The organism is Anaerobium acetethylicum, from assembly GCF_900096945.1.
Taxonomy (GTDB): Bacteria; Bacillota; Clostridia; order Lachnospirales; family Lachnospiraceae; genus Anaerobium; species Anaerobium acetethylicum.
Genome location: NZ_FMKA01000027.1, coordinates 1 through 23,557, shown reverse-complemented (window position 1 = coordinate 23,557; position 23,557 = coordinate 1). Strand labels below are relative to the sequence as shown.

Here is a 23,557-nt window from a genome sequence, read left to right as displayed (position 1 = left end):
AGGACTACTATGGGATATGAAGATATATTAGCAACATTAAAATTAGGGAAAGAAGATAAACCAATATTGTTTTGCAATCCGGCGGAGCCAGTTATTTATGATATAAATGATATAGATGGCCAGTACTATATGCTTGACCGCGATATGGGAGGTTGCATTGCCTTTCCTTTTACTAAACATATACGTTCAGGAACTGGAAAAGTTACATTGGATGGAAAAAAAGTCGATTTTGTACTAAAGACAATGGCTATAGGTATGGATGCACAATGGCTTGGTATTCGTTTGTGTGGTGTTATGAAAGATTATGGGAAAAAGGGAATGCTTGAGATTTCAGGGTTTGTAGACATTGATGGAAATGAAATGGATCCGTTGACATTGACTGTTATGACTGAGGAGCAGGAAGAGCCCAACAAAAGGTATTTTCAACATGAAGAAATTGCTCTGCAGGCTGCAGAAGAAGGCATTGTGCTACTTAAAAATGAGGAACAGACACTCCCACTGAAAAAGGGTGAAGTTTTGAATTTCTTCGGTCGTGGTTTGTCTGAATTCAGAGTGTGTGCAGTGGGAGCTGGAAAAATTAATCCCAGATATACCTGTGGTCTTAGGGAAGCAATTCAAAGAAGTGATGATTTTAATTTGAATCAAGATGTAGATCAATATTATTCAGATGGTGTAGACAGATTGCCATCTGATGAAGTATTGGAGAAAGCAAGGAAAAAATCGAAGAAGGCGTTTATGCTCATATCCAGGGCGTCCGGTGAAAATTACGATAATTCTTCAGAAAGGGGAGAGTTTTCGCTGACAGAGGATGAAGAAAATCTGTTAAAGTGCTTAAGAGAAAATTTCAATTCACTTATTGTGATTTTAAATGTAGGATATCCGATTGAAACAGAGTTCATCGGAAAATATAATGTGGATGCGGTTGTATATAATGGATTTGGTGGGATGCTGGCGGGACAAGCTCTCGTGAACGTTTTAAGCGGAAAAGTAAACCCATCCGGCAAACTGCCGGATACATGGAGTTTACGATATGAAGATATTCCTGCTTCTAAGAACTTCTATGATTGCGTAGATGGAAAGCAAAGAATAGGAGCAAACGATGGAGACATCTGGGTAAATACAGTATATGAAGAAGATATTTATGTGGGATATCGTTATTTTGAATCATTTGAAAAACCTGTTGGATTTCCATTTGGATATGGACTAAGTTATACTGAGTTCAAATTGGAGGTTACTAATATAAAATATGAGGAGAACCAAATTAGTATTGAAGTAAACGTGGAAAATATTGGAAACTGTGCCGGAAAAGAAACTGTGCAAGTGTATGTCTCTAAACCGCAGACGGAGTTGGAGAAGGCGAGATTAGAACTCGTCGCTTTTGAAAAAACAATGTGTCTGGAACCAGAAGAAAATCAAGTGGTTAGCATTGTGATTCCGAAGTCTCATCTGTCAAGCTATTATGAAACATCTGCTGCATATGTTCTTGAAGAAGGCAAGTATGTGCTCTGGGTTGGGAACTGTATAAAGAATTTAAAATTCTCGATGACTCATATTCAGGAAAAATATCAGGTAATCAAACAGGTGAAAAACAGAATGGTTCCTGATTCTAATATTGAGCAGATGAGAGTAGGTAATATGTGTTTTCCGTCAGGAGAACACTCTGGAATTGTAGAAAAGCAAATTGGAACGAAACATCGAAAAGAAATCTATCCATGTATGGATTTTTCAAAAGGCATGGAGCAAATGAATCATACGATAAGCTTTGAAGAGTTAAAAAATAATCATGGTCTATTAGAAGCATTTGTGACGCAAATGAATTTGGAAACTCTTGCCAGAATCGCAATTTGTGCAAAAGATGGCTGGGGGATGGATGGCATTGGTGAAGCAGGAAAATTGTATCAACCGGATGCTTACAATCTTCCACAGTTCATGGTGGCAGATGGCAATAGTGGGGTGAATCTTAGAATCAAAAATATCGGTATGCCTTCCGGAGCAACTATTTGTGCATCTTTCAATCGTGAGTTATCAGAAAAGATTGGACAAGTGATTGGTGAAGAGGCTAAGGAACTTGGAATTGATTTGATCCTTGCACCAGCGTTGAATATTCATAGAAACCCGTTGAATGGGAGACAACCGGAGTATTTTTCAGAGGATCCGTTGCTTGCGGGAATTATGGCTGGTTATTATTGCAGAGGGTTGGAAGGTACCGGAATCGGAGGATGTTATAAGCACCTTTTAGCCAACAATGCAGAGACTTCAAGGAAACGTAATCAGAGTATTATTTCGGAACGAGCAATTCGTGAAATCTATTTTAGAGCTTTCGAGTATGCTTTAGAAATTCATCAGCCTGTAAGTGTAATGACCGCATATAATGCAGTGAATGGAGTTTTTACATCGGAAGATGCGGATTTAATCCAAGGATTGCTTAGAGCAGAGTGTGAATTTGAAGGATTTGTCATGACTGATTGGGAGAGCTATTCTTCCGCAGATATTATAGAGATGCAGATTGCGGGAAACACATGGATTACGCCAGGCAGTGAGGATGATACCTTTACGAAACCGATTGTGGAAGCGGTAGAAAATGGAAGATTACAAGAGAATCGCTTAAGAGAAAATGTGTACTATTTTATGAAAGCATTATTAAAACTGCAGAAAACAAAGTAGAATTTGAAAGGACTGTTAAGATCATGAAAAATATTGAAGAAATCATGCAAACATTAACCCTTGAGGAGAAGGCAAGTCTTTGCCAGGGAGCGACTTTTTGGAATACAGTTGAGATTCCGGAGAAAGGAATACCATCTATCCTGGTGACAGATGGACCACATGGTTTGCGCAAACAAACAGGGGCGGAAGATAATTTTGGGCTGAATGATAGTATTCCAGCAACGTGTTTTCCATCTGCCGCTGCTATCGGTAACAGTTGGAATAAAGAGCTGATCTATAAAATCGGAGAGGCTTTGGGAGAAGAGTGTCTGCAGGAGGAGGTGTCTGTTCTTCTTGGACCAGGAGCAAATATTAAAAGGAGCCCCCTTTGTGGACGTAATTTCGAATATTTCTCGGAAGATCCTTATCTTTCATCGAGCATGGCAAAGAACCATGTAATGGGTGTCCAGAGTAAAGGCGTTGGAACAAGTTTGAAGCATTTTGCAGTAAATAATCAGGAAACCAGACGGATGAGCGTTAATGCTCTGGTGGATGAGAGAACACTGAGAGAAATCTACCTCGCAAGCTTTGAATCTGTTGTGAAAGAGTCGAAACCATGGACTGTTATGGCAGCATATAATCGTGTGAATGGAGAATTCTGTTGTGAGAATCAGTATCTGATTCAGGATATTCTTCGAAAAGACTGGGGATATGATGGAGTTGTGGTATCTGATTGGGGAGCAACCAATGATCAGGTAAAAGGAATCAATATGGGTTTTGACCTTCGTATGCCATACTGTGGAGAGCATAAAACGAAACAAATCATTGAAGCGGTAGAAAATGGAACCCTTCCAGAAAGTAAACTGGATGATACAGTTCGACGAATTTTACTGCTTGTAAAAAAAGGGACGGAGAACAGAAGACCGGGTACAACCTATGATGTAGAAGCGCATCATGCACTTGCAGAAAAAGCTGCTTTAGAGAGTGCTGTTCTTTTGAAAAATGAGAATCAAGTACTGCCAATCGCCAAAACAGATAAGATTGCTATTATAGGATCATTAGCCAAATTCGTAAGATATCAGGGTGGAGGAAGTAGTCATATTAATGCTACTGTAGATACTTATATTTTAGAAGAATTGAATCAGAATTATCCGGAAGTCCATTACGAATATGCGAGAGGGTATCGTTTGAAAAAAGATGAGATTGATGAAGCATATGTGAAAGATGCTGAGAATGCAGGAAAATCAGCTGACAAGATAGTTTTATTCCTTGGGCTTCCGAATGGATGGGAGAGTGAAGGATTTGATCGTAAACATTTGAATATACCAAACAATCAGATTGATTTGCTGGAGAAATTATCGAAGCTTGGAAAACCAATTATCGTGTACTTGTTTGCAGGAGCACCGGTAGTTATGGACTGGGATAACAATGCAGATGCGGTGTATGCAATGTATACAGCAGGACAGGCGATGCCATCTGCTCTTCTGAAATTATTGTTTGGTAAGGTTTCTCCAAGCGGGAAATTGTCTGAAACTTATCCATTAAGAATTGAACATACACCTTGCAGTCTCAACTATCCGGAATTGGAACAAGCAGAATATAAGGAAGGAATCTTTGTGGGATACCGCTATTATGAGAAAAAAGCACTTCCAGTAAAATATCCTTTTGGATATGGATTGTCCTATACCAGTTTCGAGTATGGCAATCTGATGGTTGATAAGAAAGATTTAAAAGATACAGAGGTATTGCACGTGTCCGTTGATATTACCAACAGTGGAAATGTTGAAGGAAAAGAAACGGTTCAGCTCTATGTGGCTGATAAGGAAAGCTCCGTTCCAAAGGCAGTAAAGGAACTGAAGGGATTTGAGAAGGTTACATTACTTCCAGGGGAGACAAAAACAGTTGAATTTGTATTGGATAAGAGAAGCTTTGCATATTTCAATACACAGATATCAGATTGGTATGTTGAGAGTGGTGAATATGAACTCTTAATTGGTTCTTCTTCCATTGATATTCGAGTTAGCGAAACAATATATGTGGAAAGTACAGTAACAGTTCGAAAAAAATATGATGAATATGTAACAATGGATGAACTTGGTAAAACTGCTGTTGGAAAGAATTTTATGGGACAGATGATGGCAGGTATGCCTGAGGGTCCATCCGAAGAAGAAAAAGAGCGTATGCTGGATGATGAGGACAATATTGAGGATGTTCCAATGGATTTTGCTGCTATGGGACAGGATATGCCACTAATTAAGGTGTGTGATATGACTGCTGGGTCATTTCCGTATGAAGCAGTGAATGAAATCCTTAATGCACTCAACAATTAATAATATAAAAGGAAGATGAGATGAGACGAAAAGAAGTATTATCGAAATTAGGATTTGAAGTGCCTGCAAAGAGACGGAAAAGGGTTATTGTTCATTCTGATGTAGCAAATGAAGCAGATGATCCATTTGCAATCATACATCATATTCTTACTCCAAGCGAGGATATCTGTGGAATCATAGCCGGACATAATGAGTATGGATCCCATTTTATCCCGGAAATTGCGAAACAGTATCAAATGACAGCAGACGCGTTTTCCGCATACCTGGATTCTTTTGGGGATGAAGCAATCTTAATCCCCAGAGGCAAAAGTATGGAACGAAATTACAGAGCTGCAGAACGACTTTTGCAATTGGCAGATATTACAGACATTCCTTTATTTCATGGAAGTGCTTATGAAATCGAAGATTTAAAATGTCTGCCAGAAAGTGAAGGAGCTGACTTCATCGTTGCAGAAGCCCTTAAGGAAGATGATAGACCACTGTATATTGTACTTCAAGGATGCTTGACAGATCTTGCGATTGCATATAAAAAAGAGCCTAAGATCGCTGAGAGTCTGACCGCAATCTGGATTGGCGGCGGAACCTATCCTGAGGGAAATGGAGGAGATTTTAATTTAAGGCAGGATCTTCTTGCGGCAAGAATTGTTATGGAAAGCAATATCCCGTTGTGGCAGATTCCGTGTAATGTATATGCATCAGTGGAAGTTACTATTCCAGAGCTAGTGGATCAGGTAAAGCCTTGCGGTGTGCTGGGAGCCTATTTAGTGAAGCTGCTAATTGAACAAAATACAATAAGGGGAAATACATATCCCGGGAACTGGCCACATGGAGAGGTTTGGTGTCTGGGAGACAATCCGACAGTAACGGTACTTTTGGAATGCCCCTCTAGAACGGATTATCATGAACAGAATGCGCCAAAGATTACAGATGATTTAAGTTATGATGGAGAAATTGAAGATCGAAAGATACGTGTATATGACAGCATCGATTCCAGATTGACAGTACAGGATCTGTTTTCCAAATTGAGACTATGTTATGGAGGGGAAAATTAGATGAAAGAATCCAATTATATATTTCCATTTTTATGGATGCATGGAGAAGAGGAGCAAGTGCTTCGAGAGTATATGCAGGTAATTCGTGATTCAAATATAGAGGCGGTGTGCGTGGAAAGCAGACCTCATCCGGATTTTGTGGGTGATGGCTGGTGGAAAGATATGGATATTATTTTAGAGGAGGCAAAGCGCCTTAATATGAAGGTGTGGATTCTGGATGATAGTCATTTTCCAACGGGCTATGCCAATGGTGCTTTGGAACATGAACCGGATGAAATGTGCAGACAGAGTCTTGTGTATCAAGTGGCTGCGACAATCGGGGGCGGGAAAGAAACCGTGATTACGCTTACTGATTTTGAAAAAGCATCAGCGTGGATACCAAATATGATTGAGTCTTATCAGATTCAGGAAGAAAATATGCGTCACTTTGACGATGACAGAATAATCAGTATTACTGCTGTAAAAACAAATGGAGATTGCTTTCAGGATATTATCGACTTATCAATGCATATCGGTCAGAAGGAATGTAAAGTGCTTCTTCCGGAGGGACAGTGGAAGCTTTATATCTGCCATTTGACCAGAAACAGAGGTCCACATAGAAATTACATTAATATGATGAGTAAAGAATCATGCCATAAATTGATTGAAGCAGTATATGAGCCACACTATAATCATTATGGCTCAGAGTTCGGACAAACGATTGCTGGTTTTTTTTCGGATGAACCTGAAATTGGAAATGGACATCTATACGAAACAGGAAAGCGAATCTTTGAATTAGAGGATCAGCCATGGAGTAAAGAACTAGAAGAGCGTCTGCAGGATAAATGGGGAGCTGATTTTACCAGAATGATTCCATTAATCTGGGATACTGAGTTTGCAAATGAGTTTACGGCGAAAGCACGTTATGAATTTATGGATGAGGTAACTAGCCTGGTGCAAGAGAATTTCTCCATACAGATTGGAGAATGGTGCCGAAACCATGGCGTGGAATACATTGGACATATGATTGAAGATAATAATCAAAGTACGAGAACCGGAAGCAGTCTGGGACATTATTTCCGTGGATTGGCTGGACAGAGTATGGCTGGTATTGACGATATCGGTGGACAGGTATTCCCTGGAGGAGAATGGAACGGCCCATATGGTCTTATGGGCGAACAAAGAGATGGTGAGTTCTATCATTATGTTCTTGGAAAATTGGCTTCTTCACTGGCAGCAATTGATCCACTCAAACAAGGCAGAAGTATGTGTGAAATTTTCGGCAATTATGGTTGGGAGGAAGGTGTACATCTGGAAAAATACTTGGTAGATCATTTCCTTGTACGCGGAATCAACCATTTTGTCCCGCATGCATTTAGTCCCAAAGAATTTCCTGATCCGGATTGCCCGCCACATTTCTATGCACACGGACACAATCCGCAATATCGTCATTTTGGGGCACTGATGAGATACACGAACCGTATGTGTGATCTGATCAGCGGGGGGAAACACGTAGCTCCTGTGGCAATCCTGTATAATGCGGAGGCGGAGTGGACTGGAGACTATATGAATCTTTCTGATGTGGCGAAAATTTTGGCGGATCATCAGATTGAGTATGACTTTATTCCGGCAGATGTATTTGCAGATCGAGCATATTATGGCACAGAGGTTGGGAATGAACTTGTAGTCAATGAGAATAGCTATCGAGCTCTTATAATTGTACAATCACAATTCATTACGAAGGAAGTGGCTGATGCTGTAGAAGAAATGAACGCAGCGGATGGTAAAGTTGTCTTTATCAATCAATACCCAGAGGGTATCTGTGATGGAGAAACAGGAAAAATAGCAGAGATTCCAAAGGCGGAAATCGTTCCATTAGATCAATTGATGAACTGGGTAAATGGAAATCAATTGTTTGATGTTAACATTCAGCCAGAAAATAATCGAATACGTTATATCAGATATCAGGATGTTTTTACAAAATACATATTCGTCAATGAGGGGGAAGAACCTTACATTGGAGAAATCCATGTACCTGAGAAAGGAATGTGCTACGAGTATGACGCATGGGATAATCAATGTTATGTTCAACTTAAAGAGGAAGATACAGATGGCACCAAATTAAAGGTTTCAATTTATCCGGGAAAGAGCCTTGTTGTATGCTTCGAAGAAATACCTGAAGACATATGCAAGAGAAGCGAAGTGAGCGGAACAAGGATAGATTTTAGTAATAGATGGAGTAGAAGTATCTGTAACGCAATCGATTATCCAGACTTTAAAGAGGGAAAGATAGTATCGCTTCCGGATACATTGGAAACAGAAGCACCACTATTTTCAGGATTTGTAAGATATGAGAAATCATATGTCCGTAAAGAAAATACGCAACATGTGTTACTGGAAATTGAAAAAGCGGGAGAAGCGGTTGAAGTGTTTGTAAATGATATAAGTGCCGGAATTCAGATTGTTGCCCCATTTATCTATAATCTGTCAGAACTGACCCAAAATGGAGAGAATATGATTCGAATAGAAGTAGCAACAACACTTGAGCGTGAAATGTCTCAGATACCAGATCCAATTCGAACCTATATGGGCTTGGAACAGAAAGTACCAGAATGTGCAACAGGAATTTGTGGAGGAATTCATATATATGAAAAAAATATTATTTAATGAGTTATGGGAAGTGGAATCTGGGGTAAGTGATGCATTTGCGGCTCTGATGGCAGGTGCGAAGCGGGAGTCTGTCACCTTGCCCCATGATGCGATGATTCAGGAAAAAAGATCTGCGAATTGCGCCAACGGAAACCAGTCTGGATACTACCCAGCTAAAAGCTACACCTATGTGAAGAAATTCGTCGTGCCAGGAGAATGGGAGAAGAATCAGATTCTTGTGGAATTCGAAGGTGTTATGAGTAAAGCGATGGTTTATGTGAATGAAGAGTATGTGGAGCGGCATGCGTATGGTTACTCCCAATTCTATGTGGATATAAAACCATATTTAAACTTTGGTGAAAAAAATGAAATAAAGGTCATTTCGATTAACAATGATAAAAGTTCTAGATGGTATAGCGGAAGTGGAATATACCGTGATGTTAATCTTTACATAGGCGGAATGATTTCCATTGTTCCGGAACAATTGCGAATAACAACACAGGATATAGAAGAAGATTATGCGGTTTTGACAGTAGATACAAATGTGAAAAATAGCGACAGTAAAGGCTTTACTGGTAAGCTTCAGGTGGAACTCTTAGATCGGGCCGGAAATGTTGTGGCACAAGAATGTAATAAGATTACAATTCCGTGTGGTCAAACTGCAACAAGCCATATGAGAATCATAGTTTCTGAACCAATGCTCTGGAGTGTGGAAAATCCAAATCTCTATTCCTGCAGGGCATCGATATTACAGAATGAGGATATCCAGGATGAGGCAATCGAGACTTTTGGAATCAGACAATTGAAATTGGATGCAAGAAAAGGATTGCGAATTAACGGAGAAAGTGTGAAGCTCCGTGGAGCCTGCATTCATCATGATAATGGAGTGATTGGAGCCTGTACACTGGAAAAGGCAGAGGAATACCGGGTTTTAAAATTGAAAGAAGCAGGTTTTAACAGTATAAGAAGTTCTCATCATCCAATGAGCAAGGCAATGCTTCGAGTTTGTGACAGACTTGGTGTATTGGTCATGGATGAATTGATCGATATGTGGAATGTTCCAAAAAATTGTAACGATGCAGCTTTTGCTTTTCGTGATATATGGCAGGATGAAGTAAAACGAATGATTGAAAAGGACTATAATCATCCATGTGTTATTCTCTACAGCGTAGGGAATGAAATGCCAGAGATTGGGAGAGCAGGAGGAAGAATACAGTGCCGTACTCTTGCAAATTGCATACGTCAGAATGACCCTACAAGATTTGTGACAAGTGGATTTAACGGTTTTCTTGCGCTTTCAGGAGCATCTAAAGAAGATAGCAGGGAGATGGAACAAATGTTTATGCCTCCGGGCACAGAGATAGATCCCCAAATGGGTAATCTTCAGGAAGAATTGACTCCTTTAAAGACAAAGGGTGTATCCTCTGAAGGAAGTGAAAAATTGAATGATGTGATGGGGGATATTCCCTATGAAATTAGAGATATGCTTCATGGTAGTCAGCTTATGACTAAGCAAATTGAAGAGGTAGGGGATGAACTAGACGTCATAGGATTGAATTATATGCCAGTTCGTCATGAATTGGAGCATGCGCTTCACCCAAATCATGTAATTGTTGGAAGTGAAAGCTATCCAACGGAAATTGCAAGACTATGGGAAATAGTAGAGAAAAATCCGCATGTTATTGGTGATTTTACTTGGACCGGATATGATTATCTTGGAGAGGCCGGAATCGGTATTTACCATTACGACTGTATGCCGGAAGGACAGGGAGTGTATCCAGATCGTTTGGCTTATTGTGGTGATATCAATTTGAATGGATATCGCAGACCAGTTAGTTATTTGAGAGAGATTGTTTTCGGTCTTCGGAAGGAGCCGTACATAGCGATAGAACGAGTTGATCGACATGGATATGGTTGTCTCAGAAATCATTGGAAATATGATGATGCATTGGATAGCTGGACTTATCCGGGATATGAAAGCAGACCTGCCAAATTGAAGATTCTATCACCATCAGAAGAAGTGGAATTATTCTTAAATGGAACTTCTCTTGGAAGAAAACCAACGGGAAAAGAAAATGAGTTTACGGCAACATATGAAATAACTTATGAATCGGGAGAATTAACAGCAGTATCCTATGATAGAGGAATTGAGAATGCAAGAACTACATTACAAACAGCAGATGCTGCGTCACAGATTGAAGTAATTCCAAGTTCTGAAGAAATGAAAGCAGATGGACAGGATGTAATCATTCTTGATCTTTATTTAACAGATCAGAGTGGAATTCCAAACATGTGGGAAAAACATGACATTCATATTAGTGTGGAAGGTGCAGCAGATCTGGCAGGACTGGGAAATGCTAATCCAAGTAGTGAGAATTCTTATCAGGAAAAGCATTGTGAAACATTTGATGGAAGGGTAATTGCAGTGCTCCGCTCCAATGGAAATCAGGGTGAAATCCGAGTGAGCATCAGTGCAGAAGGATTGGATAAAAAAAAACTAATATTTCAAGCATTATAAAAGAACAAATGTGGTTAAATCTGATACAAAAGGGTGGATTTTGATAAAACTTTCATCTACTATTTCGTAAAATTATATTGAATTAATAAAAGGGATATGGAAAAGGAGATTAAACAAATGAAAGACACAAAAACACTTCCAGGAGCACGGGAAAAACTACCTATATGGTTCTCGGCTGCTTGGTCATCAAGAAGCGTTGCATTGTCGTTGAATATGGCGATGGTGGCTTATTCATCATTATATTTTACAGATGTGTTGGGGTTGAATCCCGCAATAATCGGTATTCTATTGATGGTATCAAAATTTTTTGATGCATTTACGGATCTTGTTATTGGATATATCGTAGATCGAACTAAAACCAAATTAGGAAAAGCAAGACCATATGAAATTGCAATTGTATTTCTTTGGCTGTTCATTTTCTTAATGTATGCGACACCGGAAATGGGAAATATAGCCATATATGCATGGGTATTTGTAACATATACATTACAAAGTGCAGTATTTATCACTATTCTATATGGTACAGATAGTGTTTATTTGATCAGATCGGTTCGTACAGAAAAGAATCGTACTGTAGTTACTGCAGCAACAGGTGTGTACAATATGTTGTTTGGAATTATTGTTGGAATGATTATTCCGCAGGTGATGCAGAATGTTGGGGTAGATCGAAGAAGTTGGGCAATGGTAGCGTTATGCCTTGCTATACCATGTGCAACAATTGGTATGTTGAGATTTTTCTTCATTCCTGAGTTAGATGTAGAAGCGAATGCATCAGAAGTGAACGAGGATGGAACGAAAGAAGAGCATATAGCAGAAGAAAAATTAAGTCTAAAAAAAGCACTTCGTGGATTGATGGACAATAAATATTTAGGAATGTTTGCACTTATGTATTTCTGTTATCATTTTTCAAATGGCATTTCTGGTGGTGCTCAGACATATTACTTAAAATACATAATTGGTGATTTAGGAGTTGGAACATGGCTTAATGCTGGAATGATGATCATTTTACCTTTATTATTATTCACACCAAAGATTATGGGTAAACTGGGGACCGGAAAAACACTTCGACTTGGACTGTTTCTTATGCTGATTGGGCCAGCTATCCGTATGATTGGTGGAACAAATCTTGCGACGCTGATTGTCGGATATATTCTGTTTATCGCAGGTTCTGTGCCAATTGCATTTATGTTAAACATTTATTTGTTTGAATGTATGGATTATGGCGAGTGGAAAACGGGCGTCCGTATTGAAGGAATGATGGGATCCATTACATCGTTTATGGCAAAGGTTGCTTCTGCTGTTGCCTCATCAGGTATGGGTATTTTTATGACATTAACTGGTTATGTTGGAACAGCACAGGTGCTTTCTGATTCAGCAGAAACAGGAATCAAAGTTCTTTTTAACATTGTTCCAATGCTGATTGTATTGATTGCTTTATTGATTTCTTTCCGGTATGACGTGGGAGATAAAATGCCGGAAATTAAAGCAGAGTTAGAAAAAAGACATAATTAATACACTTAATCTTAATATTGCATAAAATTTTAAGATAGAGGAAACATCTGCCGCTGAGATAAATTCGATAGAGTATGCAACTGTAATCAGTAGGTGGTGAATGGTCTGGAATTGACATCAGAAACATTTTGAGCCTAACAAAAACGAAGACAATTCATAGTAAGAGTTGTCTTCGTTTTTTGTTGGTTTTTTTGATACTCTCGTGCAATAAAATTTAGCCAGATAGAGCATATTCAGCAGGCTGCCGCTTAATGTAATTACAGTCTTGAATTTTTTGACTTGTAAAATCAGGAAGACTACTCAATACTGTTGATATTCTGTCTGGGGTTTGTTACCTACATAGATTACACTCAAAATAAAGAATATGTAAAACAATATTTGAATATTGATTGAGGAGTATTGACAGGACACCATGGAAATGGATAAAGATGGTCTTTTGCTATGCGAATTACAGACACAGGCAATTGAACGTATTCTTGAGGCGAAAGGAATTCTATGTGATGTGGATAGTAAAACAAAAAGACAGTACGAGATATTTCGTAAGATTAGAAATGAAGAATAATTGAAAATGAAAAATATAGCAGTCCCGAAGTCCATGATATATAGGATTTTCGGGATTGTTTTTGTTTGTTGAGGTAACAGGAATCTACCTGATGTGGATGACGTGGGCAGACAGTTTACGTTTTTATATAAAATAATCAATTATAGCGGCGAATGGTTGCTACGATTTACCGAGGGAATTACGATAATTCTCTCGGTATTTTTTTGGTGTCAAGCCATATTTTTTTTGAAAAGAACTATAGAAATATGTCTGATTTGAAAACTGTAGATAATCACAGATTTCATTTATAGACATGTTGGTATTTTGAAGAAGATCAACAGCCTTATTTAAAGATACGGATAAAGCGAATTGCTTTAAACTATATCCTGAGTATTTTCTTATAATGCGATTTAAGTATGAGCCACTATAGGATAAATTATCCTCTAATTCTTTTCTGGAAATATGTCCACAGCTTTTTTGAATTTGTTCGCGGATGGCATTAAAAAGGACGATTTCTGAATCAGTACCAATATTTAGTGGAATGATCTGATATTTTGAGGAATCAGACAGTTCACAAAGTATTTGTATAATAAGTCCTTTGATGATATAGGTTGAGCCTATGACTGGATTTGCCAGTTGAAGTGTCAAAGAATCAAAAAAGCCATACATATGTTGTTTGATTTCTGGAGCATTTTCATTAGGAATAAAATCTATATACTCCTTGCGAAGGACATAAGTTGTTTCAGTGTATCCAAAACTATCTGTAAAAAATTGTTCAAATAATTGGTTTCCGTATGCACGCTCCATGTCAAAAAAAAGAGTATTAATATCATCAAGCAGTGATTTCATTAAAGATATTGGAAGCCGAAGAAAGAGAGCTCTAAAATCTGTAGAATATTCTTCTTGGTGACTGATAAAACAGTTTAATAAACATAGACTTCCCGAAGTATATAGATGACGTTCAGTTTCAATCTGCTGATACATACTTCCTGAAATGATATATATTAACTCAAAAAAATCGTGATAGTGAAGCTGCTGGTAATTTTTGGGGCTATTCTCGCTATCTGCAGAATATGTAGTTGTGATGAAAGTATCTGCATTGATAAATGTAAAGACAAAATTGTTTTCGTTGTCATCTGAGTGAATTGTTTCAAATACAATATCAGGAGTACTGGTTACCTTAGTGTCAGTTTTTCTGCTCATTATACGAGTATTTGGCTTATCTATTTTGAATTGGATAGTGGTTAAATCGTTTTTTTCTATTGACATATAAACCTCCTAAAATAACAGGTCCACTTTTGATAGTATTTTACCATACTTTGCTTATTTTTGCCATTGGAATATCAAAAGTGGTACAGTAAGATGATATTATCATATAAAAGGAGGAAGATGAATTGAGGTTAGAATTTAATAAGGATTGGATCTTCTATAAGGTTGGTTCCAATGAAAGACTAGGTGTTCAACTTCCACACGACGCGATGTTAAGAGAAAGTCGTGTGCCGGACAATCCAAGTGGTGCAGCTGGGGCATATTTTTCTGGTGGTTCTTACATTTATGAAAAAGAGTTTGAAGCGCCGCTTGAATGGGAGAGAAAACACATAGTATTTCAATTTGAGGGAATACTGCAGACCGCGGTTATCTATTTAAATGATCAAGAGGCAGGACGAGTTTACAACGGATATATGTGTAAAGAAATCGTTGCAGATTCATTTTTAAGATATGGAAAGTCAAATATAATCCGTGTCGAGGTAGATAATAACAATCAGCCAAACAGCAGATGGTACAGTGGAGCTGGTATCTATCGTCCAGTATGGCTTAATGTAATGGAAAAGGTCGGAATGGAGTTTCGTGGGGTGAAGATCAAAACAGTTTCCTACAATCCGGCGCAGATTGAGGTTATGACTTCAACAGAACAGGGTTGCCCTGAAATTACAATTTATGATGGAGAAAAGGAAGTGGCAAAGGCCAGAGGAACAAAAGTCCTTTTGGACATTCCTAACGCAAAACTATGGAGTGATGATTCTCCAAATCTTTACAGATGTCATGTCAAATTAGAGAAAAATGGAACGGTAGATTTTGCAGATGAAGTATTTGGTATTCGAATGCTCGAGTGGTCGCCTCAGGGTCTCTATGTAAATGGAGTTAAGACATTACTTCGTGGTGGTTGTATTCACCATGATAATGGTCTTCTTGGTGCTTGCGGATATGAAGACGCAGAATGGCGCAAAATACGAATCATGAAAAAACAGGGATTTAATGCTGTTAGATATTCTCATAATCCATGTTCGCAGGCAATTCTTGAGGCGTGTGATGCCATTGGTATGTATGTAATCGATGAGACATGGGACATGTGGTATCGCCATAAAAGCAAATATGATTATGCGAGCTATTTCATGGAAAACTATAAGACGGATTTACATGAAATGGTGGAGAAGGATTTCAATCATCCATGTGTAATTTTCTACTCTATTGGAAATGAGGTAAGTGAACCTGCTTCCGACGAAGGTATTAAATTAGAAAAGGATATGGTTGAATACTTGCATGAATTAGACCCATATCGAGTAGTCACTGCAGGATTTAATTTGACAATCATTGCAAATGCTGCAAAGGGCGAACAGCTATATGACGGAGATGGCGGGATGAATGCTAGTCCTTCTGCTGACGAAAATCAAATGCCTCAGATGGACAGCGCCATGTTTAATCAGATGGCACAACAGATTGGCATTGGTATGAATCATGCGGCTGACAGTGATGAGGCAGACAGTGTCATTACTCCCGGCATAGATTTATTGGATATAGCCGGCTACAATTACGCTTCTGGTCGTTATCCTATAGAGGGAGAAAAACACCCAGAACGAATTATATTTGGCAGTGAAACATTTCCATCAGATATATTCGTGAATTGGGAAATGATAAAGAAATATCCATATATTGTCGGTGACTTCATGTGGACTGCCTGGGACTATCTGGGGGAAGCAGGTATTGGTGCATGGTCCGATGCTCCAGATGCAAAGGGATTTAATAATCCGTATCCTTGGTTATTAGGAGGTGCTGGAGTTATAAATTTGTTAGGAGATCCTGATGGACAGGCTCTTTATGCCAAAACTGTTTGGGGATTATCAGACAAGCCGCTGATTGCTGTAAGACCTGTTAATACAACTGATGAAAAGACTATGCGTTCTATATGGAGAGGCACTAACGCTTTCCCAGCATGGTCATGGAGAGGCTGTGATGGTAAGACTGCTTTAGTTGAAGTATATGCAGACGGAACTACAGTAGAGCTGATTGTCAACGGTTCTGTTAAGGAACGCAAAGCATTGGAATCTATGAAGGCGAGTTTTGAAACCCTTTATGAATCAGGAGACATTGAGGCTGTAGTTTACAACGATAGCGGAGTGGAAATATCTAGAAATAAACTTTCGTCTGCAAAGGGCGAATTAAATGTCTGCATATTGCCTGAGTCAGAAGCAATTGCTGGTTCTCTATTGTATGTGAATATCGATATATGTGGTGAAAACGGAATCGTTGAGTGTAATGCGGATAGAAAAATGTGTGTTTCTGTTGAGGGGGGAGAGCTTCTTGCATATGGAAGTGCAAACCCTCGAACGGAAGAAAACTACCTGGATGGTGCATTTACTACCTATTACGGTAGATCGCAGGCAATAATTCGCGTAGGAAATGGTAGTCAATTAGTTATTCACATCGAAAATGAAAATACTAACGTAGAAAAAACTATTGAAATAACAAATAAATAAAAATAGGAGAGTGAAGAAAAATGAAAGAAAAAAGAAATAATAATCCTGATAAAGTATCAGCAGGAAAAGTATTACTTTGGAACACAAGACCGCTATCGTTTGGAACAGTTACCATTATCATGGGATTCCTTTCAATGTTCTGTACAGACAAACTTAACATGCCTGCAGCATTGGTTGGAACACTTTTAATGGCAAGTAAGATTGTTGACGGTATCACAGATTTATTAGCAGGCTGGGTTGTTGATAATACACATACAAAGCTTGGAAAAGGCCGTCCATATGAGCTGTGTTTAATTGGAACTTGGGTTTGTACATATGCACTTTTCGCTGCAAACGCAAACTGGAGTATCGTTGCAAAATCTATTTGGTTGCTCATAATGTATACCTTAATCTGGTCTATTTTTGGAACAATGATGAACGCCGCTGAAACACCATATATTATTAGAGCATTCGGAAGTCCTATTGCTGTAACAAAGGTTTCTGCATATGGTGGAGTTTTTATTACTCTTGGTTGTATGGTTGTAGGTATTACATTACCAATGCTAATTGGAAGCATGGGCGCAACAGCTGAAGGCTGGAGGAAGCTTGTTGCTATGTATGCTATTCCTCTTTTATTAATTGGTCTGTTACGTTTCTTATTTGTACCTGAAATCTACACACCAGAAAAGAATGATGTACAGGCTAAAGTTACAATACACGACATTTTAGTAGCACTTAAGAACAATAAATATATTTGGCTTTTAGCCATCGTTTCAATGATTCCACAGGCTATTCAGGGAATGGGTGCAACGACATATTATTTCAATGTTGTAGTTGGTGATATTGCAAAACTCTCATCTCTTCAGTTAATTGGAGTTGTTACGACACTTGTTATAGTCGTATTTCCAACTTTAATGAAAAAGCATTCTGCAATGGAGCTAATTGGTATTTTCTCAGCGATAAGCTTTGTTGGATATATTATCGTTTTCTTTGCAGGAAGCAACATGATTTTTCTTGCGATTGCATTTTTGTTCAGTGGACTTGCCGCTCTTCCGGTTTCATATATGAGAGCACCAATCATAATGGATATTGCAGATTATAATGAGATGTTGGGAAGTCAAAGAATGGAGGCAACTCTTAGCGCAGCAACAAACTTTACAGTAAAACTTGGACAGGCTTTAGGTGCATTCCTTCTTGGTATTTTACTTACCGTAGGCGGTTATGACGGATCACTTTCTGTTCAGCCTGATAGCGCTGTCATGGTTATCAGAATTTTAAGCAGTTTTATTCCAGCTGCATTAATGGCTTTATCAGTAATATGTGCAGTTGCATATAAGCCACTTGACGCCCTTTTGAAAGAAAAGAGAGCCACAGAAAATTAATTTAGTTTATTAGTGAATAGAATATTATTTTTACTATAGGAGGAGATTTTACTATGGATATGATGCAGCAAATGCAAGAAATGATGAATAAACCTTTGGTTTTGCCATACCCAGAACATTTGAAGACAACCAGAAAAATTGCAACAGAAGGAATTGTACTTCTTAAAAACGAGGATCATGTGTTACCTCTGAAGAGCAATAGCATAGCATTGTTTGGTGCAGGGGCAATTGATACTATTTCTTGTGGAACAGGAAGCGGTTACATATCCGCTCCTCATGTAGTAACAGTTGAGGAAGGGCTGAAAAATGCAGGGTTTTCTATTACCTCAGAGGAATGGATAGGCCGTTTCACAGAGGCCAGCATCAAAGCAAACGATGAGGATACAACACTTACGCCTATTGACAGGTTTTGGAGCGGAAAAAAGATTTTAATAGATGATATTCCTGTAACAGATGAGGATATTAAGACTGCTAAAGATGCCGATACTGCTATCTATGTTGTTAGAAGAAATGCAGGTGAGGATGATGATCGCAAGGCTGAAAAAGGAGATTATTACTTATCTGATGCGGAAGAAACCAATATTAGAAAGATAGCACAGAGATTTAAGAACACTGTAGTAGTATTAAACACCTGTGTTATCGAAGCAGCTTTTTTATATGAAATTCCGGGAATTAAAGGCGCAGTATTAATGGGGCTTGCTGGAAATGAGTGCGGAAATGCTTTGGCAGATATACTTACCGGGAAATGTAATCCTTGTGGAAAGCTGACTGACACATGGGCATGGCACTATGAGGACAATCCTGCAAGCTCCACATTTGGAAGAAATGATGGAAATTCTCTTCAGGAAGATTATGTTGAAGATATCTATGTTGGTTACAGATATTTTGACAGCTTTGGAATAGAACCAATTTTCCCGTTTGGATATGGATTAAGTTATACTACTTTCGATATGGATGCAAAGTCTTTTGCCGCAGATTGGAATAGGATATCAGTGAATGTAGAGGTTACAAACACAGGAAAAACTGCCGGTCGTGAAGTTGTTCAATTATATGTAACTTCGCCAGAAGGTGAATTGTCAAAAGCATTTCAGGAATTAAAAGCATTTGGAAAGACAAAGTTATTAGAACCTGGAGAAAAAGAAACACTTACATTAAGTTTTGAAACGGAATTATTAGCTTCATATGATGAGAAAATGGCAGCGTTTGTTATGGAAGAGGGCGATTATTATATCAGAATTGGAGCAAGTAGTCGCCAGAGCAAGATTTCAAACGTATTACATGTAGAAGGTAAAGCAATTTTAAGACAGGTCAGAAATGAGGTTGTAGCAGATCATGAGATGAAGCTCATGAAGGCACCATCAAGGGCAGAGCTGTTAAACAAGTTGTCTAAGGAATCTACATTAATAGCTCTGCTTAATGAATGTCAGTCTAAATCAGAGGCAGACATTATACTGAAAGCTTCTGAGTGTAAAACTATTGATGCAGCTTGTAAGACAACAGAGTCAGCTCAGATAAACAAAAAGCGTTTTGAAAAAGTTGTGCCGGCAAATAATGCAACATTGTTAGATGTAAAAGCGAATAAGGTTTTACTTGATGAATTCGTTGCATCATTGGAGCCAGAAGTTTTAGTACGTTTAGTTACAGGGTCTGCAAATGAGACTCCTTATGAAACTAAAAGTCGGTTGGATAGAGAAATAAATCCTGTAGATGGACCAGTTTCATCCGGATCAACAACAGATTTATTTGCATCTTCACTTGCAATTCCAAACTGGAAAATGACAGATGGTCCTGCAGGACTACATCTTTCAGCACTGGGTGCAACATGCTTCCCAACAGATATAGTTATGGCACAGACTTGGAATCCTGAAATGGGAATTTTGATGGGAACTGGAATTGGTAGAGAGATGGATTACTATAACCAGGGAGTTATTTTAGGGCCTGGTATGAATATTCATCGTGACCCACTTTGCGGAAGAAACTTTGAGTATTTTTCAGAGGATCCAATTGTGAGTGGTAAAATGGCTGCTGCAATTACAAAAGGTGTACAGTCTATCCCTGGCGCTTCTGTTTCAATTAAGCACTTTGCTTGCAACAATCAGGAGGCAGAACGCTTTATGACCAACAGTACAGTGTCGGAACGAGCTTTAAGAGAAATCTATTTAAAGGGTTTTGAAATCTGCGTTCGTGAAGCTGATCCACATACAATCATGTCTAGCTACAATAAGATAAATGGAATACACACTTCATCACACTATGAATTGCTCACAGAGATTCTTCGTGGCGAGTGGGGGTTTAAGGGCTTAGTTATGACAGATTGGGGAACTAAAAGTGAGAAGACGGAAGACTACCATGCAGGAAATGACCTTGTTATGGGTGGTTATAGAACGGATGCACTTATTGCAGCTCTCACTGGAAAAAAAGCAGAATTTGCTGAGGATGGATATGTTGCAAGTAAGGAGTTCTCTGTATACGGTGGATTCATAACAGAAACTGTAGAATATTGGAATTCTTTCCAACCATATGCTGATGGAGAGAATTCGATATCTGTAAAAGTTGAAGCTGCAACTGAACTGAATTCAAAGATAATGGAGAAAGTTCAAGTTGGCGAAGCGAAGGTAGATGTATTGGAAGACGGATCAAAGATAGTAACATACTTTGGTAAGGACAGAGGACAATTCCTTGATATAAATGACCTTAGAGCTTGCGCGGCTAATGTCTTAGAGCAGATCATGGAATCTATTTCATTTATTAGAATGTCAGAAAAACTATAGATTGGAGGAAAACATTGCAATGAGTAAACAAGTATTTAATCCTTATCTACCATCTTGGGAGTATATTCCAGATGGTGAGCCTAAGGTATTCGGTGACAGACTATACATTTTTGGAAGTCATGACAGATTTGACGGTGATGGCTACTGCGAAAACGATTATGTGGCTTGGTCTACACCTGTAGATGATCTTTCTGCATGGAGATATGAAGGGGTTATTTTACGAAAAGACCAGACACCTTGGAACATCAAGAATGAACCATACTATGCTCCAGATGTTGTTCAAGGAAATGATGGAAGATATTATCTTTATTATTTTGTTGCTAATAGTAGTATTATTTCAGTGGCTGTTTGCGATACGCCTGCTGGAAAATATGAATATCTTGGAGATGTTCATATGGAAGATGGACACACTTATGGCTCGAAGCCTGATGAGTGGTTTACATTTGATCCAGGCGTTTTAGTAGACGATGATAAAAGGATTTGGTTATATACCGGAAGTGGACAGGACTCGAACGGTCAGTATGGTCATAAGATAAAGGGCTGCTTTGTACTAGAACTTGATCAGGACATGCTTACAGTTATCAGTGAGCCTAAAGTCTTATTACCTGCAAATTGGACAAGAAAAGAACCTAATTTCTTCGAAGGTGCATCTATTCGTCACATTGGGGACTGGTACTATCTTGTATATCCTGCAACAGATATGACCGGATTAAACTATTCTATGAGTAAATATCCAGATCGTGAATTTGTTTACAAGGGAAGAATTCACTGTACAAGCGATATAGGTTTTGAAGGTCGTAAACTTATGGGTTGCGCTTATCCTATTGGAAATAATCATGGTGGTTTAGTATGTGTTAATAATCAGTGGTACATTTTTGATCATAGAATGACAAATGGTTCTCAGTGGAATCGTCAGGGTGTTGCAGAGCCAATTCAGATTAAAGCGGACGGGACAATCGATATGGTGGAGGCTACCAGCTGCGGTCTTAATAATGGACCACTGAAGGGACAAGGAAGCTATCCGGCATACATCTGCTGCAATTTGATTAGCAAGAAGGTATTTGGATTGAGAAACCCAACTGGTGGTCCAAAGGTGACGCAGGACGGGGAAGATTATGTGCCTGAAGAGCCTGGCAACAACGAGATTACAGGTGAAACAGAATGTAATGCTCCCGTTTCCTATATCAAAGATATAACCAAGGGTTGCCAAATTGGGTATAAGTTTTTTGATTTTACTAATACAACAAGTGTATCTGTAGAGACCAGAAATGCAAAGGGGAAAATACAGATTTTAGATCAGTTAGATGGAAAAGTGATTGCCGAGGAAAAATTAAAGGAAGGGGCAGACTGGACCAAAACAGTAATTGAATTTAATCCAGTGATGATTTTTAAGGGCAAGAAGAATGTAAACCTCCAAAAATGTCCATTATTCTTTAGATACCATGGAACCGGCAGTATGGAAATGCTTAGCTTTGAGCTGAACTAAAGAAACTTCACGAAGAAGTCGATGATTACTTTAAAATTCTCATGAAAATGGAGAGCGGAATAACGGTTCATTTGGAACTTTCAACTTATATTTTGGAATATCAGCCAAGATGGCTTGTGGCTGGAGATAAAGGAACCATGATAGTAAAAAACTTTGCATGTGATGGAAGTATCTACAGAACAGGAAAGCTGCTTGAAAAATTGCCACCTAAGATTACAGAGACGGAGGCAGGGCCGACCAGACAGTTTGCGCCCGTACCTCCAGGAGGCATTATAACGGAAGATCTTCCAAAGATCGAGAGTGCGTGGATAGATTTTTACAGAAATGTAGATGCTGTATTAAATGGTCGTGCTGAATCAAAAATAAAGATATGCAGGTGTAAGCCATATTGATGCAGAACGTGTTTTAGAAGATGAAGCTTATGCAAAACATATTTTAGGTTACAGCAAGGAGAAAAATGTACAGATTTCATCTCTTGCATACTATCCAAATACGATGGATGCTAACTTAGAAAAGAGAGAGACAGCAATAAACCATTTAAAGAACCTAATTAAAGCAAGTGCAAAATTGGGTATTGGTATGGTTACTACGTTTATAGGAAGAGATCAGAGTAAGACAGTAGAAGAAAACTTAGAACTTGTAAGCGAAATCTGGCCTCCAATTATTAAGGTTGCTGAAGCGAATGGAGTGAAAGTTGCGATTGAAAACTGCCCAATGCTTTTTGGCGCTGACCAGTGGCCCGGTGGACAAAACCTAATGGAAACACCCACAAACTGGAAAAAAATATTTAAAATCCTTTCAAGTGAAAACCTTGGAATCAATTATGACCCGTCTCATTTTGTATGGAAGATGATTGACTATATCAGTAAGTGATTCAAAAAACAGCGTCATTCCAAAGAACTCCAGATCATGATATGCTCCCTAAAAGAATAATTCTAGGAGGCATCAAATGAAAAATGA

11 protein-coding genes and 2 pseudogenes are annotated in these 23,557 nt (G+C 38.6%); 12 read left to right on the top strand and 1 reads right to left on the bottom strand.

The features are described 5' to 3' along the window. Positions 1 to 9: 9 nt before the first annotated feature. The 6 genes from BJR36_RS15435 (at position 10) to BJR36_RS15410 (ending at position 12,683) form a co-directional block, all read left to right on the top strand. A complete protein-coding gene (locus BJR36_RS15435; RefSeq protein WP_091236023.1) occupies positions 10 to 2,664 on the top strand; it encodes a glycoside hydrolase family 3 protein in 2,655 nt (884 codons plus the stop codon). A gap of 23 nt (positions 2,665 to 2,687) precedes the next feature. Beyond that, entirely contained in the window at positions 2,688 to 4,973 is a 2,286-nt protein-coding gene (locus BJR36_RS15430; RefSeq protein WP_207648888.1) for a glycoside hydrolase family 3 C-terminal domain-containing protein, read from the top strand. A gap of 20 nt (positions 4,974 to 4,993) precedes the next feature. Then, positions 4,994 to 6,025 carry a nucleoside hydrolase gene (locus BJR36_RS15425; RefSeq protein ID WP_091236020.1) on the top strand — a complete coding sequence of 344 codons (1,032 nt, stop codon included), beginning with the start codon at positions 4,994 to 4,996 and terminating at the stop codon, positions 6,023 to 6,025. Then, positions 6,026 to 8,671, top strand: coding sequence for a glycosyl hydrolase (locus BJR36_RS15420; protein ID WP_091236018.1), 2,646 nt, complete (start codon positions 6,026 to 6,028; stop codon positions 8,669 to 8,671). Continuing rightward, positions 8,652 to 11,171: a glycoside hydrolase family 2 TIM barrel-domain containing protein gene (locus tag BJR36_RS15415; RefSeq protein ID WP_091236016.1), complete on the top strand. Its 2,520-nt coding sequence runs from the start codon at positions 8,652 to 8,654 to the stop codon at positions 11,169 to 11,171. Before BJR36_RS15420 ends, BJR36_RS15415 begins: the two co-directional genes overlap by 20 nt. Positions 11,172 to 11,288: 117 nt before the next feature. Then, positions 11,289 to 12,683 (top strand): MFS transporter, encoded by a 1,395-nt coding sequence (locus tag BJR36_RS15410; protein ID WP_169823732.1) that lies wholly within the window; start codon positions 11,289 to 11,291, stop codon positions 12,681 to 12,683. A gap of 721 nt (positions 12,684 to 13,404) precedes the next feature. Here the strand turns inward: BJR36_RS15410 and BJR36_RS15405 are convergent. Further along, the gene (locus BJR36_RS15405) at positions 13,405 to 14,493 is read right to left on the bottom strand and encodes an AraC family transcriptional regulator (RefSeq protein WP_091236012.1); all 1,089 of its coding nucleotides are present in this window, start codon (positions 14,491 to 14,493) and stop codon (positions 13,405 to 13,407) included. A gap of 125 nt (positions 14,494 to 14,618) precedes the next feature. Between BJR36_RS15405 and BJR36_RS15400 the strand changes: the two genes are divergently transcribed. The 6 genes and pseudogenes from BJR36_RS15400 to BJR36_RS15380 all read left to right on the top strand — a co-directional run. Further along, positions 14,619 to 16,979, top strand: a complete 2,361-nt coding sequence (locus BJR36_RS15400) for a glycoside hydrolase family 2 TIM barrel-domain containing protein (RefSeq protein WP_091236010.1) — start codon at positions 14,619 to 14,621, stop codon at positions 16,977 to 16,979. Between the two features lie 20 nt (positions 16,980 to 16,999). Continuing rightward, a complete protein-coding gene (locus BJR36_RS15395; RefSeq protein ID WP_091236008.1) occupies positions 17,000 to 18,340 on the top strand; it encodes an MFS transporter in 1,341 nt (446 codons plus the stop codon). A 53-nt stretch (positions 18,341 to 18,393) separates the two neighbouring features. Further along, on the top strand, positions 18,394 to 21,111 hold the full coding sequence (locus BJR36_RS15390) for a glycoside hydrolase family 3 protein (RefSeq protein ID WP_091236006.1): 2,718 nt from the start codon (positions 18,394 to 18,396) through the stop codon (positions 21,109 to 21,111). Positions 21,112 to 21,130: 19 nt separating this feature from the next. Beyond that, the gene (locus tag BJR36_RS15385) at positions 21,131 to 22,597 is read left to right on the top strand and encodes a family 43 glycosylhydrolase (protein WP_091236004.1); all 1,467 of its coding nucleotides are present in this window, start codon (positions 21,131 to 21,133) and stop codon (positions 22,595 to 22,597) included. A 20-nt stretch (positions 22,598 to 22,617) separates the two neighbouring features. After that, positions 22,618 to 22,989 (top strand): annotated as a pseudogene (locus BJR36_RS21180) (Gfo/Idh/MocA family protein); the annotation flags it as partial. After that, a pseudogene (locus BJR36_RS15380) lies at positions 22,964 to 23,461 on the top strand (sugar phosphate isomerase/epimerase family protein); the annotation flags it as partial. The pseudogenes BJR36_RS21180 and BJR36_RS15380, both read left to right, overlap by 26 nt. Positions 23,462 to 23,557: the final 96 nt, after the last annotated feature.